This is a genomic window from Alteromonas sp. 4NS20-0143 (genome assembly GCF_057542855.1).
In genome coordinates, this window is sequence record NZ_BAAJLR010000001.1 from 680,931 (window position 1) to 704,319 (window position 23,389).

General features: G+C 44.6%; 16 protein-coding genes. 6 read left to right on the forward strand and 10 right to left on the reverse strand.

Features of this window, described 5'->3' with window-relative positions; translation table 11 throughout:
- Window positions 1–27 precede the first annotated feature (27 nt).
- Complete coding sequence (locus AC27HD_RS02830; protein ID WP_487103619.1) at window positions 28–2,640, reverse strand: DNA internalization-related competence protein ComEC/Rec2; 2,613 nt, start codon at window positions 2,638–2,640, stop codon at window positions 28–30.
- A gap of 385 nt (window positions 2,641–3,025) precedes the next feature.
- Between AC27HD_RS02830 and AC27HD_RS02835 the strand changes: the two genes are divergently transcribed.
- Entirely contained in the window at window positions 3,026–3,559 is a 534-nt protein-coding gene (locus tag AC27HD_RS02835) for a DUF2062 domain-containing protein (RefSeq protein ID WP_032094201.1), read from the forward strand.
- Window positions 3,560–3,683: 124 nt separating this feature from the next.
- Here the strand turns inward: AC27HD_RS02835 and ligA are convergent, their stop codons facing one another.
- From ligA to smc, 3 genes are all read right to left on the reverse strand, one after another.
- Window positions 3,684–5,720: an NAD-dependent DNA ligase LigA gene (ligA, locus tag AC27HD_RS02840; protein ID WP_487103621.1), complete on the reverse strand. Its 2,037-nt coding sequence runs from the start codon at window positions 5,718–5,720 to the stop codon at window positions 3,684–3,686.
- A gap of 305 nt (window positions 5,721–6,025) precedes the next feature.
- Complete coding sequence (zipA, locus tag AC27HD_RS02845; RefSeq protein ID WP_487103623.1) at window positions 6,026–7,684, reverse strand: cell division protein ZipA; 1,659 nt, start codon at window positions 7,682–7,684, stop codon at window positions 6,026–6,028.
- 19 nt (window positions 7,685–7,703) lie between these two features.
- On the reverse strand, window positions 7,704–11,252 hold the full coding sequence (gene smc, locus AC27HD_RS02850) for a chromosome segregation protein SMC (protein WP_487103625.1): 3,549 nt from the start codon (window positions 11,250–11,252) through the stop codon (window positions 7,704–7,706).
- A gap of 453 nt (window positions 11,253–11,705) precedes the next feature.
- On the opposite strand from smc, the gene cysZ reads away from it, so the two are divergent.
- Window positions 11,706–12,455, forward strand: coding sequence for a sulfate transporter CysZ (gene cysZ / locus AC27HD_RS02855; RefSeq protein WP_487103627.1), 750 nt, complete (start codon window positions 11,706–11,708; stop codon window positions 12,453–12,455).
- Between the two features lie 24 nt (window positions 12,456–12,479).
- Here the strand turns inward: cysZ and AC27HD_RS02860 are convergent, their stop codons facing one another.
- Both AC27HD_RS02860 and nlpI read right to left on the reverse strand, forming a co-directional pair.
- Entirely contained in the window at window positions 12,480–14,198 is a 1,719-nt protein-coding gene (locus AC27HD_RS02860; RefSeq protein WP_487103629.1) for an SEL1-like repeat protein, read from the reverse strand.
- Between the two features lie 13 nt (window positions 14,199–14,211).
- Entirely contained in the window at window positions 14,212–15,114 is a 903-nt protein-coding gene (gene nlpI, locus AC27HD_RS02865) for a lipoprotein NlpI (protein WP_487103631.1), read from the reverse strand.
- A 135-nt stretch (window positions 15,115–15,249) separates the two neighbouring features.
- Here nlpI and cdd point away from each other — a divergent pair, with 135 nt between their 5' ends.
- Entirely contained in the window at window positions 15,250–15,657 is a 408-nt protein-coding gene (gene cdd, locus AC27HD_RS02870) for a cytidine deaminase (protein WP_032094242.1), read from the forward strand.
- A 189-nt stretch (window positions 15,658–15,846) separates the two neighbouring features.
- Here the strand turns inward: cdd and AC27HD_RS02875 are convergent, their stop codons facing one another.
- From AC27HD_RS02875 to AC27HD_RS02885, 3 genes are all read right to left on the reverse strand, one after another.
- Window positions 15,847–15,972, reverse strand: a complete 126-nt coding sequence (locus AC27HD_RS02875; RefSeq protein WP_487103633.1) for a hypothetical protein — start codon at window positions 15,970–15,972, stop codon at window positions 15,847–15,849.
- 61 nt (window positions 15,973–16,033) lie between these two features.
- Window positions 16,034–17,758 carry a gamma-glutamyltransferase gene (ggt, locus tag AC27HD_RS02880; protein WP_487103904.1) on the reverse strand — a complete coding sequence of 575 codons (1,725 nt, stop codon included), beginning with the start codon at window positions 17,756–17,758 and terminating at the stop codon, window positions 16,034–16,036.
- A gap of 47 nt (window positions 17,759–17,805) precedes the next feature.
- On the reverse strand, window positions 17,806–18,570 hold the full coding sequence (locus tag AC27HD_RS02885) for an enoyl-CoA hydratase (RefSeq protein WP_487103635.1): 765 nt from the start codon (window positions 18,568–18,570) through the stop codon (window positions 17,806–17,808).
- Between the two features lie 116 nt (window positions 18,571–18,686).
- Between AC27HD_RS02885 and rrtA the strand changes: the two genes are divergently transcribed.
- From rrtA to AC27HD_RS02900, 3 genes are all read left to right on the forward strand, one after another.
- Window positions 18,687–19,271, forward strand: a complete 585-nt coding sequence (rrtA, locus tag AC27HD_RS02890; protein ID WP_032094245.1) for a rhombosortase — start codon at window positions 18,687–18,689, stop codon at window positions 19,269–19,271.
- A 528-nt stretch (window positions 19,272–19,799) separates the two neighbouring features.
- Window positions 19,800–20,327, forward strand: a complete 528-nt coding sequence (locus AC27HD_RS02895; protein ID WP_487103637.1) for a hypothetical protein — start codon at window positions 19,800–19,802, stop codon at window positions 20,325–20,327.
- Entirely contained in the window at window positions 20,320–20,523 is a 204-nt protein-coding gene (locus AC27HD_RS02900) for a helix-turn-helix transcriptional regulator (RefSeq protein WP_032094247.1), read from the forward strand. The genes AC27HD_RS02895 and AC27HD_RS02900 overlap by 8 nt, the downstream gene beginning before the upstream one ends.
- Before the next feature lie 180 nt (window positions 20,524–20,703).
- On the opposite strand, the gene AC27HD_RS02905 is transcribed toward AC27HD_RS02900, so the two are convergent.
- Window positions 20,704–23,190, reverse strand: a complete 2,487-nt coding sequence (locus AC27HD_RS02905) for a prolyl oligopeptidase family serine peptidase (RefSeq protein ID WP_487103639.1) — start codon at window positions 23,188–23,190, stop codon at window positions 20,704–20,706.
- Window positions 23,191–23,389 lie beyond the last annotated feature (199 nt).

The window sequence follows — 23,389 nt, forward strand, 5'->3', positions numbered from 1 at the left end:
AATGCCACCGACACTTTCAGTATCAGGTCAATGAGGTTCACGACTTGATGAGAGATGAGTCGGATATCGAGCGTCGAGATACCAACGCTTATTCAAGTCAAACCGCTGAGAATGAACAGTGAAACCTGTGGTGTTTTGATTGAAATAAGTGCGGCTATCTGCGGGAAATGAAACGGTTAAATAACCATGGTAGCTTGTCATAAAGTAGGGAATATTAAGTGCCTCATAACCCGAGATAACTTCCTTTGCAGGAAACTGCCATCGGTTCTCAAAACCTTGAGTGAAAATTACCGCTTTAGGCGCCACGTATTTCAAAAACACGTCAGTAGAAGAAGTATTGCTGCCATGATGCGGTGCAATAAGCACATCAGCTTTTAGGTTTGCCTGTGAATTAGGCAAGGTTAGAATGGCGTATTCAGTAGTGCGCTCGATATCACCCGGAAACAAAACACTGCGCTGGCCGTCGGTTATTTTTAACACGCAAGAATGGTCATTATTGTTTATTGTATTGCCCACCTTTGGCCATAAAAAATGAATGGCCAGTCCCTGCCATCGCTCTACTCGCCCACGCTCACAGTTTTTCGTGGGTGAAAACCACAATGCATTTTGAGCTAGTGGCGAAGATGCTAGCGCCGCTTTGCCTCCGGCATGATCGTTGTCTTTATGTGTATGAACAATAATGTCTATCGACTCCACGCCTTCTCTTTTGAGTAAAGGTAGCAACACCGAGCTCGCCGTATAGGCTAGGTTACGATAGCTAGCGCCCGAGTCGATAACCATGGCTCTTTCGTCTTTAATTACCACTATTGCACTGGCCTGCCCTGCATCTAACACATGCACCTTCCATTGGTCAGGATTTGAGGGGATATAAAAGGCTAAAAGCGGAGTGATTAGCACAAACAGCGCATGTCGCTTGTAACGCCATGGGGGAGCGATGATGACCATCATAAAAACTAAAAGACAGGCTGCTACTTTCGAATCAATGTGAATATTAATTGCTGCCCAGTCATAGTGGGCAATGTAGCGTAAAACACTAAGTAACCACGATAGAGCACTATCTAAATAGATGAAAAGACACTCAGCCATTTGATAAACATTATCTACTGCGCTTCCATCTACAGCGTCTTCTTTCGAGGGTTGTACTAGGGTAAGTACCAGTAAGATAATGAGAGCGGGAGGCAGTAATAATGTAATTACCGGAACAGCAATAATATTGGCAATCAACCCCGCTACCGACAGTGAATTAAAGAAAATAATGGTTAAAGGCGCCATAAATACGCCCAGTAAAAGCTGTAAAATCAATAGGGTTTTAAACCGTGACCCATTTTCTGTGCGAAACCGTGTGGTAAGAAACCAAATATAAAAGACGGCACACACGCTTAAGTAGAAACTAGCGCTTAAGATAGACAATGGAAAAAGTACAATACTCATTGCCACCATAGCGGTGGCTAAGTGTATGGGTCGGTAGGCAATAAAAAGCAGTGAGAACACACTGGCAATAGTGAGTAGCACGAACGCTCTAACAACAGGGAGTGCCAGACCACTTAACGCAGCATAGAACCCGCAGACCACCCACACGGCCCCGATAATCAGTATTCGGTATTTTATGGCAAACACTGGGGTTAATGTATGGGACTCTTGTAGAGATAACAGCAAAGAAGCGAACCAATGAGGGAGACAGGGCATTAAAGTTACACGTCGCTTAGGAATTAAATCGTGCATTGAAGCTACACGTTGCATTGAAGTTATACGCTCTATTGAAGCGAAGCGCAGCATTGAGATAAAAGCCTGCACCACTCTCTTTATGTAACTTGCAATGAGCAGAAACCCGGCGCTGAGTAATAACGTGTACGCTGCGACGACACCTAAATGCATTCCCGAAATACTAAAAAGGTGCCCAGTGCCGGTAACCTGCAAAAGCTGCCAATGAGATTTGTCGAAATTAACACGTATTCCTACTAATAACGCTTGCCACCAAATGCGGTTTTGAATGTCGATAGTATGTAATACCGCAGCCATTCGTAATCGGAAGCTGTGTTTATGGGTAACAGACGCCGAATACAAAGTTTTGATGTATCCAGTTACATGAACGTTATCTACCAGTAGCTGCTTTTGTTTATTAAACCCAACGGGATTTTGAGTGCTGTATCTCGGTTTTAGCTTTACCACCGCTGTAAATTCATCGCCGTTGTGTAGGCAATGCTCCGCATCCGCACCTTTTACAAATGTATAAGTAGACATAGTTAACAGCCCTTTCTTACCCATCAATAACTCGGTAGCTCTTTCTATTTCGCTTTCTGTTTCCCCTTCTGTTTCGGTTTCTGTCTGGTTTTTTAAGCTGCTCTCTTTCTCAATCTCTGCCGTTCTATCTAGTCTCCTTCGTTGGTTGTTACTTCTATCATGTGCATTGGTTCGTATTTCAGTTTGGGCGCGCTTATACGGCGATACCGTTGGTTCAAAGGCAATAAATTTTACCAAGTATTTATAGCTTTTTTCGCATGTAGAAAGGTGATCAGACTGGAGATTGTCAGATGGGATACACCCGCCCTTAAGTACACGAGCTCGAATTGTGATCTCTTTTTGAATTTTGTCGTTTGGTAGTTGCCAAGCATAGTGTAAATACCCTACACTCGCCTCCATCAGTGCTCCGGCAACACAACCGTTCAATACTAATATACAAAAGCAGATGCCTTTACCGGCTTTAACTTTTAAAGTGTCCAACGTATTGTTGAAGTGTTTGCCATACAGGGATAGAAGTATGGGCAGCAGGCATAAAGTACACAGAATCGCTAACTCGATTTTGCTAGGTAGCCGAGGCCAAAAGACGGCACTTAACGTACCTAGGCAAAAACTGATTAGCCAAATTGTGATACTATTTACCATGTGACTACGTAGTCATTAATGCGGATTGCGTGGTGTGTGGCAAGTGAAGCACGTTCAGCGGAACATATTTTCTTTTTTATTAGTAATGGATTGCGAGCTATCATGTTCTATTTGACTCTAATTTTAAGACGCATCGAAGTTTATGCCTAAGAAATTCATACGACGCTTTTTGCCTGATCATCAAAGCATTAAGAAAAACAAAGCACTCAAAATATTTGGCCATGTGCTTCATGAGCCAAATCTGTGGCATTTGAATCGTCGTTCTGCGTCGGGCGCTTTCGGCATAGGACTTTTCTTCGCATTCTGGCCAGTGCCCTTTCAAATGTGGCTGTCTGCGGGCGTTGCCATTCCTTTTAGAGCGAACATTCCACTTTCAGTCGCCACCGTATGGATAACGAACCCCTTCACTATTCCGCCTATATTTTATGGCGCATACAAGGTGGGTACTACTGTACTGGGGACTAAGCCTGAGCATTTTGAATTTCAGTTTAGTTGGCAATGGGTGGTGGAAAGCATAAACACCATTGGGCCTGCGTTTTTGGTTGGCTGTGGTATCTGTTCAGTAGTATTTGGTCTGCTAGGTTACTTATCGCTTAACTGGATATGGCGCTTTCAAGTGAGTAAAGCGTGGGAGCGCAGAAAGCAGAGACGGAATATGAAGGCGAATTCGCTGTAATATAGCCCTGCTCCCCTTCAATCACATTGCTATCGCGATGAAGAGTGTTGTTAACACAATGAACAACGGCGCCGTATGTGATTGATATACGTTCTAGCGCCGCTATCCACTTTTTAAAGCATCTCTAACCTTCGTGTTCATCAAGAAATGCAATTAGTGCAGCTTCGTCCCACACTGCAACATCAAGCTCTTGAGCCTTGGTTAACTTAGAGCCTGCCTTTTCACCTGCAACCAAAAAGTCCGTATTTTTTGAAACTGACCCAGCAACCTTTGCACCTAGTAACTGAAGTCGCGATTTAGCATCTGTTCGGCCCATTTCATTGAGCGTTCCGGTGATGACGCAGGTTTTACCTTTTAGCGGCAGGCTGTCCTCTCGAGGCTTCTCAACGGTAGGCCAATGGATGCCTTCACCTAACAAGGCGGTGATCACATCAGTGTTGTGCGCTTCATTAAAGAAATTGAAAATATGCTCGGCCACAATAGCGCCTACATCTTGCACCTCAATTAGTGACTCAATGGACGCCTCTTGAATAGCCTCAAGCGTGGTAAAATGCATTGCAAGGTTTGCAGCCGTGGCTTCACCTACCTCACGAATACCTAACGCATATAAGAATTTCGCTAATGTGGTTTGCTTAGATGCCTCAAGTGAGTCTAACAATTTAGACGCCGACTTCTCAGCCATTCGTTCTAAGCCAATTAAGCCACCAAGCGACAAGGTAAAGAAATCTGCCGGACTGTGCACTAAATCAGCATCGACGAGCTGATCCACAAGCTTATCGCCAAGTCCGTCAATATCAAACGCCTTACGAGAAGCGAAATGCTTCAGTGCCTGCTTGCGCTGTGCAGGGCAAATCAGCCCTCCTGTGCAGCGCGCAACAGCTTCGTCTTCTAATTTCTCTGCCTTCGAGTCACACACAGGACAATGGGCTGGAAAATTAATATCTACCTCATCACCAGTACGGTTAGCTTCTACCACAGACACAACTTGAGGAATAACGTCGCCAGCCCGTCTTATCACAACGGTATCGCCAATTTTTACACCCAAGCGCTCTATTTCATCTTGATTGTGAAGCGTTGCGTTCGATACGGTTACGCCGCCTACAAAAACAGGCTCGAGTCTAGCCACAGGCGTTATCGCGCCAGTACGACCCACTTGGAATTCCACATCTACTAATGTAGTTACCTCTTCCTGGGCCGGGAATTTTTGTGCAATAGCCCAGCGCGGTGCTCTAGCAACAAAGCCCAGTGTGCGTTGAATGGAAATATCATCAACCTTAAACACAACACCGTCGATGTCGTAAGGAAGTGCATCCCGTTTGTTTAAGATAAGGTTGTAGTAGTCTAAGCAGCCGGTTCCGCCTTCGGCAGTACTGATATCAGGGCACAAAGGAAGGCCCCAAGAGGCAAGCTTATTGAGGCGCTCACTGTGCGTATTAGGAAGGTCGAACGACTCCGGCTCAACCACGCCTAGTGAGTACGAATAAAACATTAGCGGGCGTTTAGCGGTAATTTTAGAGTCTAATTGCCTCAAACTTCCTGCCGCTGCATTTCGAGGGTTAGCAAAAACCTTCGCACTTTTTTCACGCTGGGTATTATTGAGCTTTTCAAACCCCTCTTTGGGCATGAAAACTTCGCCACGCACTTCTACACGGGCTGGCAGATTATCGCCGCGAAGCGATAAAGGTACGTTGGCAATGGTTCTAACGTTGGCAGTAATATTTTCGCCAACCTGCCCATCGCCGCGGGTGGCCGCTCGCACAAGCTCTCCATTTTCATAAAGAATACTTACAGCCAGTCCATCAAGCTTAGGCTCACAGCTAAAAGCGAGGGTTGTCGTATCTTTTAAGCGGTCTTTTAAGCGCTTTTCAAAGGCCAGTAACGACGCATCATCAAAGGCATTATCTAGAGATAGCATAGGTACATCGTGAGTCACTTGCTCGAACGACGACAGCGCCGCGCCGCCCACCTTTTGACTTGGTGAGTTAGCACTGTATAAATCTGGAAACTGCTTCTCTAATGCAATAAGCGACTGCATGTCGCGATCGTACTGTGCGTCTGGCACAGAAGGGTCGTCCAGAACGTAGTACTGATAATTATACTCGTTCAAACGTTTGCGAAGTGTCACAACATCATTTTTTGCTTGCTCTAAGGTATCGGACATAGAGTCGGTATCACGCCATAATAAAAGTGAAAAACGTTAAACAGGTATCATGAGTTTCTCTACAGACATCTGTTTAAATGAAAAAAGGACTTGATAAGCAAGTCCTTATAAATTACCTAAGCGGTTCTAGTTAGCTCTGTTCTAGTTAGCTCTGTTCTAGCTAAGTCTCTACTCGTTGAGTTTCAACTCTTTAAGCTTCTACTGGCTAGCCCTCTACCAGATCTGGCTTTTCTTAAAGCTAACGAGTAAGACAACATACAGGTTAAATTTACCCCATCGCCCCACCGCAAAAAACAAGCTTCTACCTAGCTACGCGAAATCATTCGTTTGCGCTCAAATTCTCGAATTTTCTCGACGTACTGCTGCAGCCCTTGTTTTGTTAACACACTGCGGCGGCCATCGAGTACTTGTGCGTCAAACTCATCCGCTAATTTGCGAGCCGCATTATGCATCATATTAAACACCTGATGCGGATCGCCCTCAATGGGTAAGATCATAAACAACGAGATGCCCTGGGTATCAAAGTTCTCTAAATTGTCTATATCGAACACGCCTGGCTTAAACATGTTTGCAAGGCTAAACAACACAGGTCCCTTACCGTTTGAGTTAACGTGACGGTGAAAAATATCCTGATCGCCAAATTTGAAACCCAACGTCAGTAGCATAGGCAATAATGCAGCTCCCGATATAGGCAAGTCATTCTTTGCTCGCACATTCAGCACTAACACTTCCTGTGCGGCTGCGTCAGAGGTTTCGTTTGATGCGGCCTGATTAGAGGACGGACTAGAGGCCTGATTAGCAGACTGAGTATCGTTATCGTCGAAATCGATACGCATTTGATCGTCACCAAAGTTTGGCTCTTCCCGTTTCCTTGCCGCGGGTTTGGTACGTTTGGTTTTAGAGAATCGTTTTCTTTCACCAGCAAGCTCATCGTGATGACTGGCCACACGTTCGTTTTCGGCCTTCTCTCGCAATGAGCCAGAAAAAGTAGGTTCTACCCGTTGCGGTGCAGCTGTTTTATCAAACTGCCCTTCTACAATCTTCGACTCCGAATCGCTATTTTCTAAAATGCCGTTTTCTAGAGTACTCGTTTCGGAAGTCTCTTCTTTAGTCGCATCTACATAAAGCGTTGAGGTGGCTTTCGGTACTTCAGAACGCTGGTATTTTTTCGACTCACTCGCTATGTTGCCAGCGTCGGCTGTATGGTCTGCCGACTCTGATGGATTATGCTGTGCACTCGTGCTTACACTGCTGGTTGAATCAGAAAGAGGCTCAGAATTCTCGTTTCCACCGTCGCTTTGTTCATTCGCTTGAGACCCATGAGAAGACGCTTCAGATTCTTTCAATAAGAAACCAGGGGGCTCTGGAAAATCCGCTATGTTGTCATTTTGAACCGGCGCAGTGTCACTAGAAGAGCGGCTCTGGCCTTGCAAATGGGGTTTTGGATTGGTAATGACTGAACCATAAAGTGTAGAACGCTGCTCTTGTGCATCATCATCTTCCTGCTCGATATTGACCGAGTTTGCGCTTTCAGAAGCGTCGCCAGAAGGGTAATCGGCACCTTGCGCTCTATTTTCTGCTAATGACTTTCTATCAGCGTCATCGGCAAACATGCTGGAATCGTCGCTACTAGAATCGTTGCTGATAGAACCTTTATCACCGCCTGACAACGTGTGCTCGTCATCTGAATTAAAGCGGGTCTCATCAGCGTCATCACCATGATACGAACGGTTGCCGCCAATAACACGAACACTGCCTACACCGAGTTCGTCGAACCCACCGTTTTCTGATGATTCATCACTTTCAACATCGCTATCTTGGCTTTCGTTCCACTGTCGTGGCTCTAAACGTTCCTTGCGCTCTGGCTTACTATTTTTTCTGATTTTCCATATACCATGGGCTAAAACACCGATGATAAAAACAGAACCACCTAACAGTAAAAATAGACGTAATTCATCTTCCATTTAATTCTTTCGCCCTTTGTTATGCTTCTGCGAATGCAACGGCTTCGTCAACATCAACGGCTACCATCCGTGACACGCCCGGCTCCGCCATTGTGACACCAGTAAGGTGACTTGCCATTTCCATCGCTATCTTATTATGGGTTATATAAATAAACTGCACTGTTTGCGACATTTCCGACACCAAATTACAAAAACGCCCAACGTTTGCATCATCTAATGGTGCATCAACTTCATCAAGAAGGCAGAACGGCGCCGGATTTAATCTAAAGATTGCAAAAACCAATGATAAAGCGGTTAACGCTTTTTCTCCACCGCTTAAAAGATGAATTGTGCTATTTTTCTTGCCCGGTGGCCGAGCCATTATGGTTACCCCAGTTTCTAACAAGTCCTCATCGGTCAGTGCAAGGTAGGCAGAGCCGCCGCCAAACACCTTTGGAAATAAGGTTTTCAAATCCTCATTGACCTGTTCGAAGGTATTCGAAAAACGGGTTCTTGTCTCTTTATCAATTTTACGAATAGCAGATTGAAGAGTTTCAAGCGCGTCGGTTAAATCATTATTTTGCTCATCAAGATGGGCCTTTCGCTGAGATTGGGCTTCAAACTCTTCCACTGCGGCCAAGTTCACCGCGCCTAAACGCTGCAAACTCGCTTGTGTTTTTTCCAACTCTTGTTGCCATTGCGTTTCATCAGCATCAGTAGGCAACTCAGCTAAAAGCATTTTGAGAGATTGCTTTGATTCGTCAAGCTGTTCTAATACTGTATTGGCACGAACACGAAAGCCTTCAATTTCTATGTTCAAAGAATCAATGTGTGCTTGCCTAGCTTGAATGTCTTTCGCTAATGACTGCTGCCCTTTTTCGGCTTCCCGCAGCCATTGCTCTACCTCTTCTAAGCGCACAAGTGCTTCACTGCGCGATTGTTCAAGCTCCGATTTAGTGTGCAATAGGTGCTGTAGCTCTTCGTGCTGAAGTTCTTGTGGTGAAGTAAGTTTTGACAGCTCGTCTTTAAGTCTGGCGGTGGTTTCAGCGTACTCGCTCATCTGACTTTCATTACGCGTAACCTGTTCGCGATACAGCCGCTGGTGGTTATCTAACTGCTGTTTCTTTAATGCAAGTTCATGTTTTGTAGACGTTAGCATCTCAACTTGTCCGCGAAGCTCGTTGAGATTGCGCTCTGCTAACTCGCGCTTTTCAACCACGCCGCTCATGTAATCCTCAGACTCAATAAGCTGAGCCTCGTGCACGGCGAGATCTTCAGAAAGCTGTTCTAACTGTGCTTCCTCGTCTTTGTGCAATACTTGCTGAGATGAGAGCTCGTCGTATAATTTTTTGCTTCTGGCTTGTTGCTGCTGTTGCTGCATATCAATTAATGAGCGGGCGTTTTTTAGTTGCTGCAAGGCACTTTCGCTTTCCATTATTGATGATTGTAGACGCTGCTTTGCCTCTCGTAACTGATTGAGGTTTTGCTCTTCTCTTTCCACTGCATCAATACAAACGCTTTTAGCCTGCTCTAATTCAACGAGTTCAAGTTCAAGTTGTGAGAGTTTATTTGCTCGTTGCAATACACCGTCTTCAATATCACCTGGCTTCAATATCCAGTTGGCACCACACCATAAACCCGTTAATGAGATAGCACTTTTGCCTGTGTCTTTTAACTTCTGCTGGGTGTTCGCGCTAAATAGCTCGCTATCTGTCTCGCAAAGAAAAATATCGTTTAAAAAGCCAGGTACTTTTTCGTTCTGTTTCTGCTCAAGAAGTGCATGCGCTAATGTGCCCGTATGAGCATTGGTAATGAAAACGTCATGTGTATAAATTCGCACGCCATTGGGTAACGCACTGCTTGCGTCATAAAGTGCGGATATATCGTTTTGATTTGCGAGTAAAGGCTGGTTGAACTGATTGAGGATAACTTCGATACACGGGGCAAGGCGCTCAGGTGCACTCATTGATTGCCACAGAGTTTCCGCTATTTTCTCTTTACTATCATGGTTATCTTTACTGTCATGACTCTCTTTACCGCCGTCGTCCTCACTGTCATCACTGCCGAACTGTCGCGAAGCGTCACTTTGCAGCGCTGACAACGCCGTGTAGCTAGACTGTATGGATTGCCATTTATTTTTCACGCTATCAAGTTCAGAAGCACGCTGCTTCAACGTATTTAACGCCAGTAATTCATCCTGCTCTATATCGTGAATAGCATCTTTTTGTTCACTTTGATTAATTTCAGCTTCTTCTAGCTGCGCGTCTAATAACGCACTTTGCTCTTCGTAATCTTCATTCTCAGCTTGTGCTAATTCTTGCTGAATGTCAGAAATTCGCTGTGACGTTCTTAGCTGCACGCTCATCAAAGATTGAATTTGACTATGGCATTGCTGCACTTTGCTTTTTACTTGATTATAAGTGGATTCTTGCTCTCGTGCCCTTGCATTAAAGTCACGCAGTGCTTGCTCAGCGTCTTCAAATCGCTCCTTTACGCTATACAGCTCCGCTTCTTTAAGCTCAATTTCCGGCTCAATATCGACTAAGGCAGCATTAGAACTAGATAGCGAGGATTGTGCTTCACTCAAGGAGGTACTTAATAGGCTTTGTTGCTGTGCTAACCGCGCAATTTCCTGCTCTACTTGCGATACCCTTTGCTTGGCGTGCAGCGCGTTTTGCTCTAAACGGGTTATGGCAGTGCTTGTTGAGAAGAGTGACTGTTGCAAATCATCTATAGACTGTTTTAACTCTGCTTGCTGCTCTTTATAGGCCATTGCGCCCGCTTCATCACCTTGCTGGCGAGCAATTAACCCTTCCATCTCAGCGGTGAGCCCACTTTTGTTTTGTTCTAACTTGTCTATGTGTTCGCTGTTTTTCAAAAACCGAATGGCTGCCAACTGCCCTTTAAGATCTCTCGCTTGCGCTCTCAACGCTTTATATTTTGTTGCTGCTGCGGCTTGTCTTTGCAGTTTTTCTAGCTGCCTACCCAATTCATCCCTGACATCGGTAAGGCGCTCTAAATTGTCTTGGGTATGCTTTATTCTGTTTTCTGTTTCTCGTCTGCGCTCTTTGTACTTAGAAATACCTGCCGCTTCTTCAATGAATACTCTTAACTCTTGCGGCTTAGACTCTATCAAGCGCGATATCATACCTTGCTCGATAATAGCGTAAGAGCGCGGCCCTAGCCCGGTTCCCAAAAATAGATCGGTGACGTCCCGTCGACGACATTTCGCTCCATTAAGGAAATAAGTCGATTGCGCTTCTCGAGTAACTAGACGTTTAACAGACAGCTCATTGTAATTAGCATACTCGCCAGATATGCGCCCAGAGCTATTGTCGAATATCAATTCAACGCTACATTGGCCAACGGGCTTTCGCGATGATGAACCATTAAAGATAACGTCGGTCATGGCGTCGCCGCGCAAGTTCTTAGCTGAACTCTCGCCGAGCACCCAACGAACTGCATCAATAACGTTAGATTTTCCGCAACCGTTTGGCCCAACCACAGCCGTCATTTCACCAGGAAATGGTATCGAGGTAGGCTCAACGAAAGATTTAAAGCCCGCAAGCTTTATCTTTTTAAGTCGCACACACATTCCCCAGTGGATGGCTGCCATCTATGTGCACAGCACCACTCGAACTCACAGTGCCAGACATACGCACAGTGCTAGCCATGAAAAAAGAACCACGAGTGTTACAGGAAAAGTGATGCGCCCCTGCTGAACACTGTTGTTGGGACTTAGGGTGATTTTTAGCTAAATAGCTAAGCGGATAGTCAACTAGGATGTTAACTATGCAGTGAAGTAAATAGCTAGGCGGAGAATTAAGGGTAATCACGTTAGTTGCGTATACCAATTAAAATACCATTACACGTACACTGCAATAGCACTTTGTTTTAGTTGTTATTATTCCAAGGACTCTACCAAAACATACAGCTTGTAACAATTAACATTTAAGTCTGACGCCCCTTGATATTAAGATGTTACTATTATTTTTATGACGTTTTATATCACCGAAGCAGCTGATTTATCAAAGGAGAGCGAATGAGTTCTGGCGGCGTACACTATTTTTTTATGGGTTTTTCGCTTATTAAAACCAAAGGGCTAAAGCGGTTCGTTTTTGTTCCCTTCAGCATTAACCTTATTTTGTTTTCGTTGGCCTTTTATTTCTTATTCGGCCAAATTGAAACCGGTATCTCCTATGTGATTAATTTAGTCCCAGAATGGTTAGGATGGGTCAAAACAGCAATTACCTTTTTATTGTGGCCACTGGCAGTAATAAGCGTTTTATTAATATTTGCGCTTATTTTTGGCACCCTTGCCAATTGGATTGCCGCACCTTTTAACGGCGTTTTGTCAGAAAAAGTAGAGCGCCATTTATCCGGTGAGGCTTTAGGGGATGAAGGTGTAATGGCATTGGTTAAAGACATACCGCGCACTATTGGTCGAGAATTGACTAAGCTCGCATGGTATTTACCTCGCGCTATTGGTTTCCTTATTCTCTTTTTTCTACTACCCGTTATTGGCCAAGTACTGTGGTTCCTCTTTAACGCTTGGATGATGGCGATTCAGTACTGTGATTATCCTTACGACAACCATAAAGTGTCCTTTACACGCATGCGCCTTCATTTATCAGAACACAAAGGCAAAGCGCTAACATTTGGCATGATGGTGAATGTGTTTTCACTTATTCCCGTGGTTAACTTTATTATTATGCCCGTAGCCATTTGTGGCGCGACAGCAATGTGGGTAAATGAACTGAAACAAGACGCACAAACGTCGCTTGGAAACTAGATAGTTTGAAGGGTCTTTATTTTATTAAGAGGTTTTACCAACAAAAGCTTCGTATTTGGCAAGCCAGTGTGCGGCCTCTTTTTGGTCGCCCTGGTGGTGAAATGCTTGGAAAAAATTCATCGATATAGGACGTTGAGCCTGCTGTTTCTCTAGCTGCTGTTGCCATAGCACCAAGTAAAGTGGCGGTATGGCTCCTGTATCGTGGTGTTCCATAAAGGTAATGCGCCTGCTTGGCTTATAGCTATTTTTAGATACGCCTTCACAGGTTTTGGCTTTCGCCACTATTGTGTTGGGGTCTATTTTCGCCCACCGGGACACGGTATCGACAGGGGCGTAATAGTGCGGGCTATCAATCACGAGGTTTGGCGGAGAGAAGTCACTGATACGCTGAATATCACATATCTTTCTGGCCATACTTCTGGCAATGGGATATTCATCGGCAAAACCTGCAAAATGCGCTAACTCGTGCACAAACACCGAATACGTATCACCAATGTCTAAAAACATCACCCCATTTTGAACGTTCGCCTTTCCTTGCTTAGCAACCACTACCGCATGACTAAACTGCCTCTTTTTCGCGATATTAGCTAATGGCTTTACGTCGCATCCCAGCACGTTTCTATTATTGTAATCGTCGCTGCATGACAACGCGTCTTTTGGTAACCAAATTGGCGGGGCAACACACAGCGACAGCGACGCTAGCCGCTCGTCATCATTGAATTGGCGATAAAAACTATCGGCACGGATCATGGTAGCCAGCGAGGCCGCAAATGGCTGAATTCGTTGCAAACACTGATTGCCACCAGCCCAGTCAAACGGCTTTACATCGCCAAGCGCTGTTACGCTGTAACGCTGTGTAATGGCAAGCGCATCTTTAGCCTGTTGCTGACCGAGGTTAGCGGCTTTCGTTAAGTAAATTTTTGCTTCATCAATGTTGCCCTCATCCCATAACAACCGGCCATATTTAAATGCGCTTTGCATATCTAATGATGCCGTGGCAGCAAGTAAAGGCTTGGCTTTCTTGTTTTGATCATGCAGCAAATACCAGTCGGCCAGTGCCGCTTGGGCAGGCAAATATTCCTGTTCGGCAGCGCGAATTAACCACTTCTCACGCTTGTCAGGTGACTGCGACGACATGGCGTACGCCAATTGCGCTTCAGCAACATTGCCTTTAGCGGCAAGTGCCATAAAACGCTCAGAAGCACTCTCCTCACCTATAAGCTGGTATAGCAACCACGCTGCGTCTGCATTATCTAACGACACCAGGTTCTCAAGCCAATATATGGGATCTAGCTTACTTACTTGAGCTGAAGTGGTGGCGGCTGTTTGTTCGTTTACCCGTTGTTGGGATAGCTCATCTGAATCGTCAGATTCCCCTGGCGGGGTTGGAAAACTTGACTCTGGGTTTAACTGATTAGACGTAACCTCTTCAATAGACGTCATTAGTGTTTTCTGTGCTTCATCGCTATTTAATTGTGCTGCGTGCCACAGTAGGGCGAATGCAGCTCGCACCCGATAGGTGTTTTCAGCAGTCAATTCGGATGGTAGCTTTAGCTGTGCTTGGGGTTGTTTTTGGAGCTGTGCCTGATCTTGAGACTGTGCGCTAGGCTCAACGTGAGACGCGGCTTGCTCTCGCACATAGGAAAGCGCGGTTGTCGCATTAGCCACAAGCTGAGGTGCGTAGCGACCAGCGTCGCCCACTACAATGAGCAGTGCGAACACTGCTAGGAATAAACCGCGCATGGGCTAGGCTTATTTATTCATCATCAGTGGACACTTCAGCTGTGCGCTGACGCAGTCGGCTCAACTCTAACCGAGCGTAGCGGTGTTCAACGTAGTCATAAACATTCGTGCTAAGCGCCAATTTGAAGTAATTTGACGCTATTCCCCTATTGCCATTTTGACTGTGGAACTTACCTAGGTAAAAGTACGCTTCGCAAAGTCTGTCCGTAAGCGCTTTTTGACTGGTAATGCCCTGTAGCAAAGAGTTCAGTACGGTGTTCTCGTCAACAACACCCAGAAACAAATCGATTAACGAAGTGGCCCAATGCTCGTTATCGAGTAACGGCCTAACCGACGCCAAATACTCGGCGCCTTGCTGTGGTGAAATAGCGTAATTAGCAAAATACGACCATAACGCTCTAAACGGGTCTTTTTCGTCCTTTTTAAAGAAGGTTTCTAAATCGCCTGTGGCAAGTTCTGCCCTGCCGCCGTAGTAAAGTGCAATACCGCGATTTAAAAAAGCAAAATCTAGATCTGGGTTAATTTCTAACGTTGAATCGAACGCCTCATACGCTTGAATGAAGTCGTTTTGTTGAATGTAGTGAATGCCAATTGAATTATAAGCTTCAGCAAGGTCAGGCTTTAAATTTATCGCTTGGCTATAGTCAAACTGAGCTAAACCGTTTAGCCCTACGCTGTCGTACAACATACCGCGCTGGAAGTGAAGTTCTGCTTTGTCGTCATCTGATAATGCGGTACTCGTGAGTACTTGATTATAGCGGGCAATGGCCATTTGCGAACGTGGATTCGCGGGTGCTGGCTCTGCTAAAAGCAAGTTCCCCATTTGACTGCGTTGCTCGACAGGCTGCGTTTGTGCGCAACCGGTTAAAATACAAACGAATAAAGAAAAAAAGATGAGACTAACGTTTCTGCGCATGGTAAAAAAGCATTCTGTAGAAAAAGAAAAAACCGCCAGTATAAGAAGCATACACTTGAAGCGGCGCTGATGCCGCCAACCTTCTCGCATTTGATAGGAAAAGTAAAGTGCATTAGGCGGGTAACAAAGGTACCCATGAAGAAAAATAACCTAGAACAACTTTCACAACTTGCATTTAATGCACAGCAACACTCACATTCCCCCTACTCTAACTTTAAAGTTGGCGCCGCCATCGAAACAAGTACTGGGGAGACTTTCGCAGGCTGTAATGTTGAAAGCGCTGCGTTTCCGTTAGGGCAATGTGCTGAGGCCACTGCAATTGGCAATATGGTGTCAAACGGACACAAACGCATTGGTCACATTGTTATTGCGAGCCCAAATGAAGAACTGTGTTTTCCGTGCGGAGGCTGTCGACAAAAAATTGCAGAATTCGCCAGCGATGATACGCCGGTTACTATGGTAACAAAGAGTGGAGATTCGCACGAAACCACTATTGGTGAATTACTGCCCAATGCGTTTCGTGCTCACGACCTCGACAAGTAATGTTGCGTCACAAGCACAAAGCTAGATCTCTTAAAAAACCCTTACACAAAACTCTTATACAAAACAGCCCAAGGCGTTCACACCTTGGGCTGTTTCGTTTTACAAAGTCTTTAACCGAATAAAGGTCTTTAACCGAATAAAGGTCGTTAACCCTGTAATAGCCATGCAGGCTTCATAGGTTATTAACGCTTATGGCTTATCATCGCTGTTGCTGTCTTGGCGCTTGTTTAACTTTACCGCTGCCATAAAGCCAATAAAAAATAGCGCAAAAATAACAACACCAACCCAAATTAACACGTTCAGCACAAAATCCATGTTTCGTTTCCCTTTTTTTTATCGATGTTGCTCTTTGCTACTTTGCACAAACGCAAAGCAATCATTTACCGACAGCAATACCTTCTCTTCGAGGGTCTGCGCCGCCAATTAATTTTCCAGATTTAAACTGAATGCCATGTAGCCCACTGTTTAAATCAATAACCTTAACATTATGCCCAAGCGCTTTAAGCGGCTCCTCTAATTCAGCAATAGGCGTACCCTTTTCTAACGCAGTGTAGTCGTTTCTATTGGTGATCTTAGGAAGGTTTATCGCCTCTTGAATGTTAAGATCAAAATCAATCATACCTATAAGGGTTTGAGCAACATAGCTTACAATTCTTGAACCACCTGGTGAGCCTACTACCACTTCTAACTCACCTTCTTCATCAAACACCATGGTTGGGCTCATAGCACTACGTGGACGTTTACCAGGTTCAACGCGGTTAGGAACTGGGAAACGGTTTTTTGTTGGCGAGAAAGAAAAGTCGGTTAGCTGGTTATTGAGTAAGAAGCCACCTACCATAATACCTGAGCCAAACATGAATTCGATGCTGGTTGTCATAGAAACCGCATTTCCATCTTTATCGACGATAGAAACGTGGGACGTGTTAGGTAACTCCATCGATGTGCCCATGGCTATTTCTGTGCCAGCGTAGGGATTGCCTGCTCTCGCTCGATGCCACTTTTCATCCAAGCTGATGCCTTCGGCTCTGCGCTGTAAGTAGGCTGTATTGATCATGGCTGCAAATGGCAAGTTAGTATAGTCACTATCTGCTATGTATTTTTCTCTGTCGGCATAGGAAAGCGCACTTGCTTGAGTGTATAAGTGAGCGAACTCTGCCGAGTCTGGTGAGTATGCACCAATGTTTTTATCTTCAAGCATCTTTAAGATTTGAAACACATTGACGCCACCTGAACTTGGTGGCGGCATGCCGCAAATGCGTTTTGCATGGTAGTTACCGCACACTGCATTACGCTTGATGGCCTCATAATTTTCCAAGTCTTCAAGAGACATGCTTCCAGGATTTATTTCTGCAGAGTTTACTGCGTCCACAATTTCCTGTGCCAGCTCGCCTTTAAGCAAATAATCACTGCCATTATCGGCAATGCCTTTCAGGGTTTTGGCTAATTTTCTATTTTTCTTGGTTGTCCCTTCTTTTAACGGCATACCTGCCGGGAAAAAATAGGTAGAGCTAGCAGGAAACTTTTTTAGACCTGGGTGATAGTCTAAAGCAACCAATTTGGCTAAACGGGGTGAAACTTTAAAGCCGTTTTTGGCCGTATTAATGGCGTCGTCGAACAAGGTATTCCACGGTAGCGTACCAAACTCAGCATGGGCTAGTTCAAGGGCTTTTACGGCGCCTGGCACGCCCACCGATTTACCGCCAACTACAGCATCAATCCAACGCATTGGCTTATTACTTTTGATAAACCAATGCGAGTTGACAGCTTTCGGCGCAGACTCTCTGCCATCAAAAGTGTGCAGCACTTTGTTTTTGTTATCCCAGTAAAGAATGAACGCACCGCCACCAATGCCTGAAGATTGAGGTTCTACCAAAGTAAGCATAGATTGTATGGCTATTGCGGCGTCTATTGCACTGCCGCCTTTTTCAATGACGTTCTTTCCCGCCCATGATGCATAGGGGTTAGCAGCAACCACCATGTATTCGTCGGCCTCAAATGCTTTCTTTTCAACATACCCAGTGGCCGCTTCGGGCTCGCCGACTTCGCGAGCCTGTTTACCGTGTACATTGGAAAGTAAACTGCCGGTTAATGCAAAAGCCAATACTGACGTGCTTAACAAAGAACTGAACCTCAAAATCGTGTTTCCTCTTATTTAAATTTCTCTGGGTTAATGGGACGCTTTTTCAAGAACGCATCAAATGCTTCTTGTGCAGCAGGAGTACGCAGCGCTTCTAGAAAAATATCAAATTCGGCATTCATTTGCTGATTGACATAATCTGCCTCACCTTTGAGTAGCGCTTTTGTCTGCAATAAGGCAAAGCTGGGTTTACTTATCAATTTTTGAACGGTTGCTGAAACTGCATCATCGATGGTTTGTGACGACACCACCTCAGTAAGCATGCCAAATTGATATGCGTCATCGGCTGTGAATGGTTCGCCTAGCATCAACCACTGAGCAGCTTTCACGTGTCCCGCCACTTTGGGTAAAAGATAACTTGATGCATATTCAGGAACAAGCCCTAAATTGATGAAAGGGAGAACAAATCGGCTGTCTTGTGTGGCATAAACAAAATCACAATGTAATAGCAACGTGGTTCCTATTCCTACTGCTAACCCGTGCACTTGTGCAATAACGGGCACAGGACAGGTCATCAGTGAACGCATGAACGCCGCCGTTTCGGGTACCTGGCCCCCTTCTTTTTGTGCGGCAAAATCGTTGATATCGTTGCCCGCGGTAAAACAGTCGCCGTTTCCTTTAATTACAACAGCTTTTGTTACGCCATCATTTTTAATGCTTAAAAGCGCATCTGCCATTAGCTGATACATTTCTCGGGTTAATGCGTTCTTTTTGTCCGGTCTGTTTATAGTAATGGTAAGGGTATGGTTACTTTGCGAAGTTAAAACTAAGGACATTATCTTTCCTTCTCTGTCGACATTTTTATGGTATCGGGCGCATATCTATTTTCACCCGTAGGGTAATTTTCTGTATCATAGCGAGCAAATTCAAAATAAAAAAATAACTAACGCTGATGATTTCACTGCCGTTTTCGTTTAAGTACAGTGCAGGCCCTTTAATAATAGCGCTCTGCGCTTTGATTGCCTTTTTCTTTGAACCACAAGCAAGCGAATGGCTTGCTTACGACCGTTACGCCATACAAGGGCTGGATACGTGGCGCTTGATCACGGGTAATTTTGTGCATACCAATGGGTATCATTTATTGCTTAATATCGTTGGGCTAATTTTACTCTGGGCCCTACATGGCGAGCACTACCTGCCAGCTCGATTTTTAAAAGTGTTTATATGGTGCTGTATAGCCACCAGCGCAGGCCTCTATTTCTTTTCAGAAAACCTGATTTGGTATGCGGGTTTATCGGGTGCGTTACACGGCTTATTTGTATGGGGAGCCTGTATGGATATCAAAGAAAAAATGACATCGGGGTGGCTATTGCTCATAGGCATTGCGATTAAAGTAGGTTACGAACAATACAATGGCAGTAGCTCTCAGGTTGCTGAGCTTATTGATGCAAAAGTAGCCGTTGATGCCCATATGTTTGGCGCAATAGGCGGATTGATTATATTTCTACTCATGATAAGTACTGCAAAGCGGGCGTAGCCTTTTATAGCTTATATTTTAATAAGCTTCGCTTGTCATAGCTTCAAAGTTTCGCTTTATTGCCTACATTGTTGCTCGCCCGCTGTTTGCTTAAATATGCGGGCGTTTCCTAGTTAACTCACTTTTTAACCTTTTTTTCTCCTACGCCACGTTTTTCCTAACTTCGTCTTACACCGGTTACAAGGCACCTACTGGCAGTATTTTTTGGCTTAAGATTGGCTACTTAAGATTGCCTAAAGGTTAGCTAAACTTTGCCAAAGATTGGCCAACGAGTGGTTAGCTTCTGAACAATTAAAGCCCAAACACCGCCTCAAAAATTTCTCAATATCAAAGCTCACTAACCTAATAAATGAAAAAATAGTTTGCATTTATGTAACCCTAGGGTATCATTGATACCTAGAGGTTACATTTGGTGTGTTTAGGTATCACATGTAATGTCAAATACAGTGTGCAAGCAGCGGCACCTTTATCGCAAACAAAGAGTTCGTCGCATATAAAAAGTTCGTCGTTCAAAAAAGGATTATAAAAATGGCAAGATCAATAGCAGTATTACCAGAAACGGAACATCAATATTTAAGCATTACGGGAAAAATCAGTGTTGTTTTAGCGGTTTTTCTGTTCGCCCAATTGTGTTCAGAAACAGTTACTGGCACTGATTCAATTGTTAATTGGATTTTGGATTTAACGCTATTTGTAAGCGTTATTTATTGCATCGTGCTGTCAGTAAAGTCGATGAAATTTGCAAAACACATAACGCGCATGGGTTTTTGGACGCTAAAATTTAACGATGAGTATGTGGATCATGTTAGTTCGGCTAGTCTTCGCGCTACGTGTCACATCATGGTTATTGGCGCAATTTTTCTCGCTTATAGCGGTGACAATAAGTGGTTTGTCGAACTCATTGCTCCCTTTGGACTGACAGATGCAATTCAGACGCTGCTTGGCTTGGCTGCGGCCACCCATGGCGCGTTGATTTTATGGAGCCTTCGTGAGGAAGAGCACCGTGAAAAAGAGCATTTTGATGAGGAACGTGGCGAGGAAGTGGTTGATGAATGAAGATTTAGATAACCACATACACAAGCTTAGATTACAGCATAAGATTTCTCAGCAAGAGCTCGCCGACGCTATTGGCGTATCTCGAAAGACCATTAGCACTGTTGAGACTGGACGCTTCACTCCATCGGTGGTCATCGCGTTAAGAATTGCGGCTTATTTTGCAATTCCAGTAGAGCAAGTTTTTGTGTTGAAGTGAGGGTTTGTTTGAATAAATGTCTTGCCCGAAAAAAAGCCTGCTTGTAAAAATGGCTCATAAAAAAGGGCTCATTGATTATGAGCCCCTTTTGTACGAGTAAAACGTTATTTGTAATAGCTCAACTAATACCCAAAGAAAGCCCAACGAATGTTGGGCTTTTTTTATGAATCTTGAATACGACTACAGATTTTCTTCAAATAACTTATAGATCCTACGGTATTCATCTAACCATGAACTTGGCTGAACGAAGCCGTGTGGCTCTACAGGGTATATTGCCGTTTCAAAATCTTCTTTTTCTAGTTCAATTAACCGTTGTACCAAACGAACGGTATCGTGGAAAAAGACGTTATCATCAACCATAGGCGCATTTATCAGCAGTGGTTTTTCTAACCCTTCTGCAAAATAAATAGGTGAACTGCGCTCGTAGGCAATGGGGTCCACATCAGGCGTATTGAGGATATTAGATGTATACGGCGTATTGTAATGCGCCCAATCGGTAACCGGTCTTAACGCGGCACCAGCAGCAAATAAATCTGGCGCTGTGAACATAGACATAAAGGTTAAGAACCCACCGTATGAACCGCCATATGTGCCAATGCGCTCTCTGTCTACGTTAGCATTTTCTACTAAATAGTTGATGCCATCGCGTAAATCCTGCACCTCTGGCGTGCCCATTTGACGATAAATAGCCGTTCGCCAATCTCTGCCATAGCCAGCAGAGGCACGGTAATCCATATCTAGCACCACATAACCTTGTTGTACCAACATGCTATGGAACATGTACTCGCGGAAATAGCCCGACCACCCCATATGGGCATTTTGTAAATAGCCCGCGCCATGATTAAACACAACCGCTTTGTTTTTCTTTGTGCTGTCATACCCTTCAGGCAGGTAAACACGAGCATAAATTGGTGCGTCGGTATGTGAAGATTCAATGGCAACAATTTGCGGCACAGCCCATGGCAGCGAAGCGAAATCCTCGCTGGTGCTAGACGTAATTTGTTGCGCCTTTTGTTGGCTAGCAGACGATTTCACGTAAAGTTCAGCTGGCTGATTTACCTTACTGTGGCTTAAAAGCAAAGTAGCATCATCTGGACTGAGCGTGTAATCGGTGATGCCGTTAAGATCGGTTAGGGTTTCAATGGCCTTTGTTTGCGTATTGACACGGTAAATTTCATAAATACCTGGGTGTTCGCTGTTTGCTTTATAGTAGATGTATTGATCATCAGCGGTTAACGTAAGGTCATCAACAATATAGTTGCCGCTAGTTAGCGCAACGGGCGCTTCGCCAGGTGTTTGTAAATATAGGTGCGAATAGCCTGTATGTTCAGATTGAAAGTACAACGTCTCGCTGTTATTTAACCAATCAAAAGAGTTAAAGCGATAGTTTACCCATGCGTCATCATGAAGGCGGTGTTGGTTTTCAAGCGTTTTGCTGTCTAAGTCGACGGTGGCAATCCATCTGTCTTTGTTGTCCCACGCTTCTAACATAACAGCCACTGCGTTGCCGTTTTTATGCCAGCGTATAGATGGCTTGGTCCAGTACCAGCTTTGTAATAATGTTATTGGGCGAGGCAACCTGTTTACTTCGTAGGTTTCACCATTTGCCTTTGCATTTTCGGTTTTCACATCGGCCAATACGTCGTCGTTATACCCAGGCAAGTCGAAATAATTTAACGCTTGTTTTTCACCGGTAGATAAATTGAGAAGCCACAGTTCGTGGTTTACAGGCTCGGCATCGGCCACACGTTGTCTTACTGATTTAGCCGCAATACGGCTATCTTCTTGAATATAATGGGGCATGATGTCGCTATCATCACGGGTAGGCTTGCTTTCAGTGGTTGCCACTACAGCAAAATTTCCAGCAGGTGATACGCTAATGCCAGCTAAGCGATGTGATTTGTCGAAATAAAACGGTTCTGGAGCTACCGCTTTATTGGCAGCCGCAAGTTGCGCACTGGCGCTATCACGCTCTTCGCTTATTTGTCTTTGTAACTTAATATACTCAATGAGAGATTGCTGCTCTTCGGCAATATAGTCTTTTGCTGGCTTTACCGGCTCTGGCTTATCATCGAATACCCAGCTTACTAATTCTTCTCTTACGCCATTGGTTAGGTCGATAGCAATAAACTTGTTTCCGCTTAACGCCATTAAGCGCCCATCGGTCATAAACGTGAGTGTAGATAGTGCATTTCCACCGCGCGTAAGCTGCACCGTGTTCCCATTGGTAAATTGCACGTACACGCTATCTTCAAACGTGTAAGCAACAACGCCATCATCCCTCACTACCCTCTCATCGAACCGATACTTATGCATGTCGGCTAATGGGACTTTTGCTTCGTTTTTGAGGGTACTCGCCTTTACAGCAAATACATCGGTGAGCGTACTATTTTGTTTTTCACGCTCAAAAACAATGGCGCTGCCATCAACCGACCACCCCATGTTAGTGGGCAATGCACCTATCCACTGCGGGTCGGACATAATTCTTTCTAGGGTAATTTCACCCTCACTAGCTGCAGACATCTCTGCCGTTTGTGGCGTAACCATCGACTGAATATTATTTGATGGTGTAACTGTATTTGTGTCTTTCTTATCGTTAGTGCTTACACAACCACCTAGTGCAACCGTTACGCTGGCGGCGATAAGCAATGCTTTATATTTTTTCATTTTTTTCATCATTGTTATGTGAAACCCACTGGCATTATACGCAAAGCTACATTCATGTAGTCAACACTCATCGTTATCGTTAGTGCAACAAACGCATAACAAACACGGTTATTAATGTTCCTTTTTACAAACCGGAACCGTATAACTTCGCAAGTAGCGTTTTATTTTGCCAATAGCGCTTTAAAAAAACCAAGTCCAC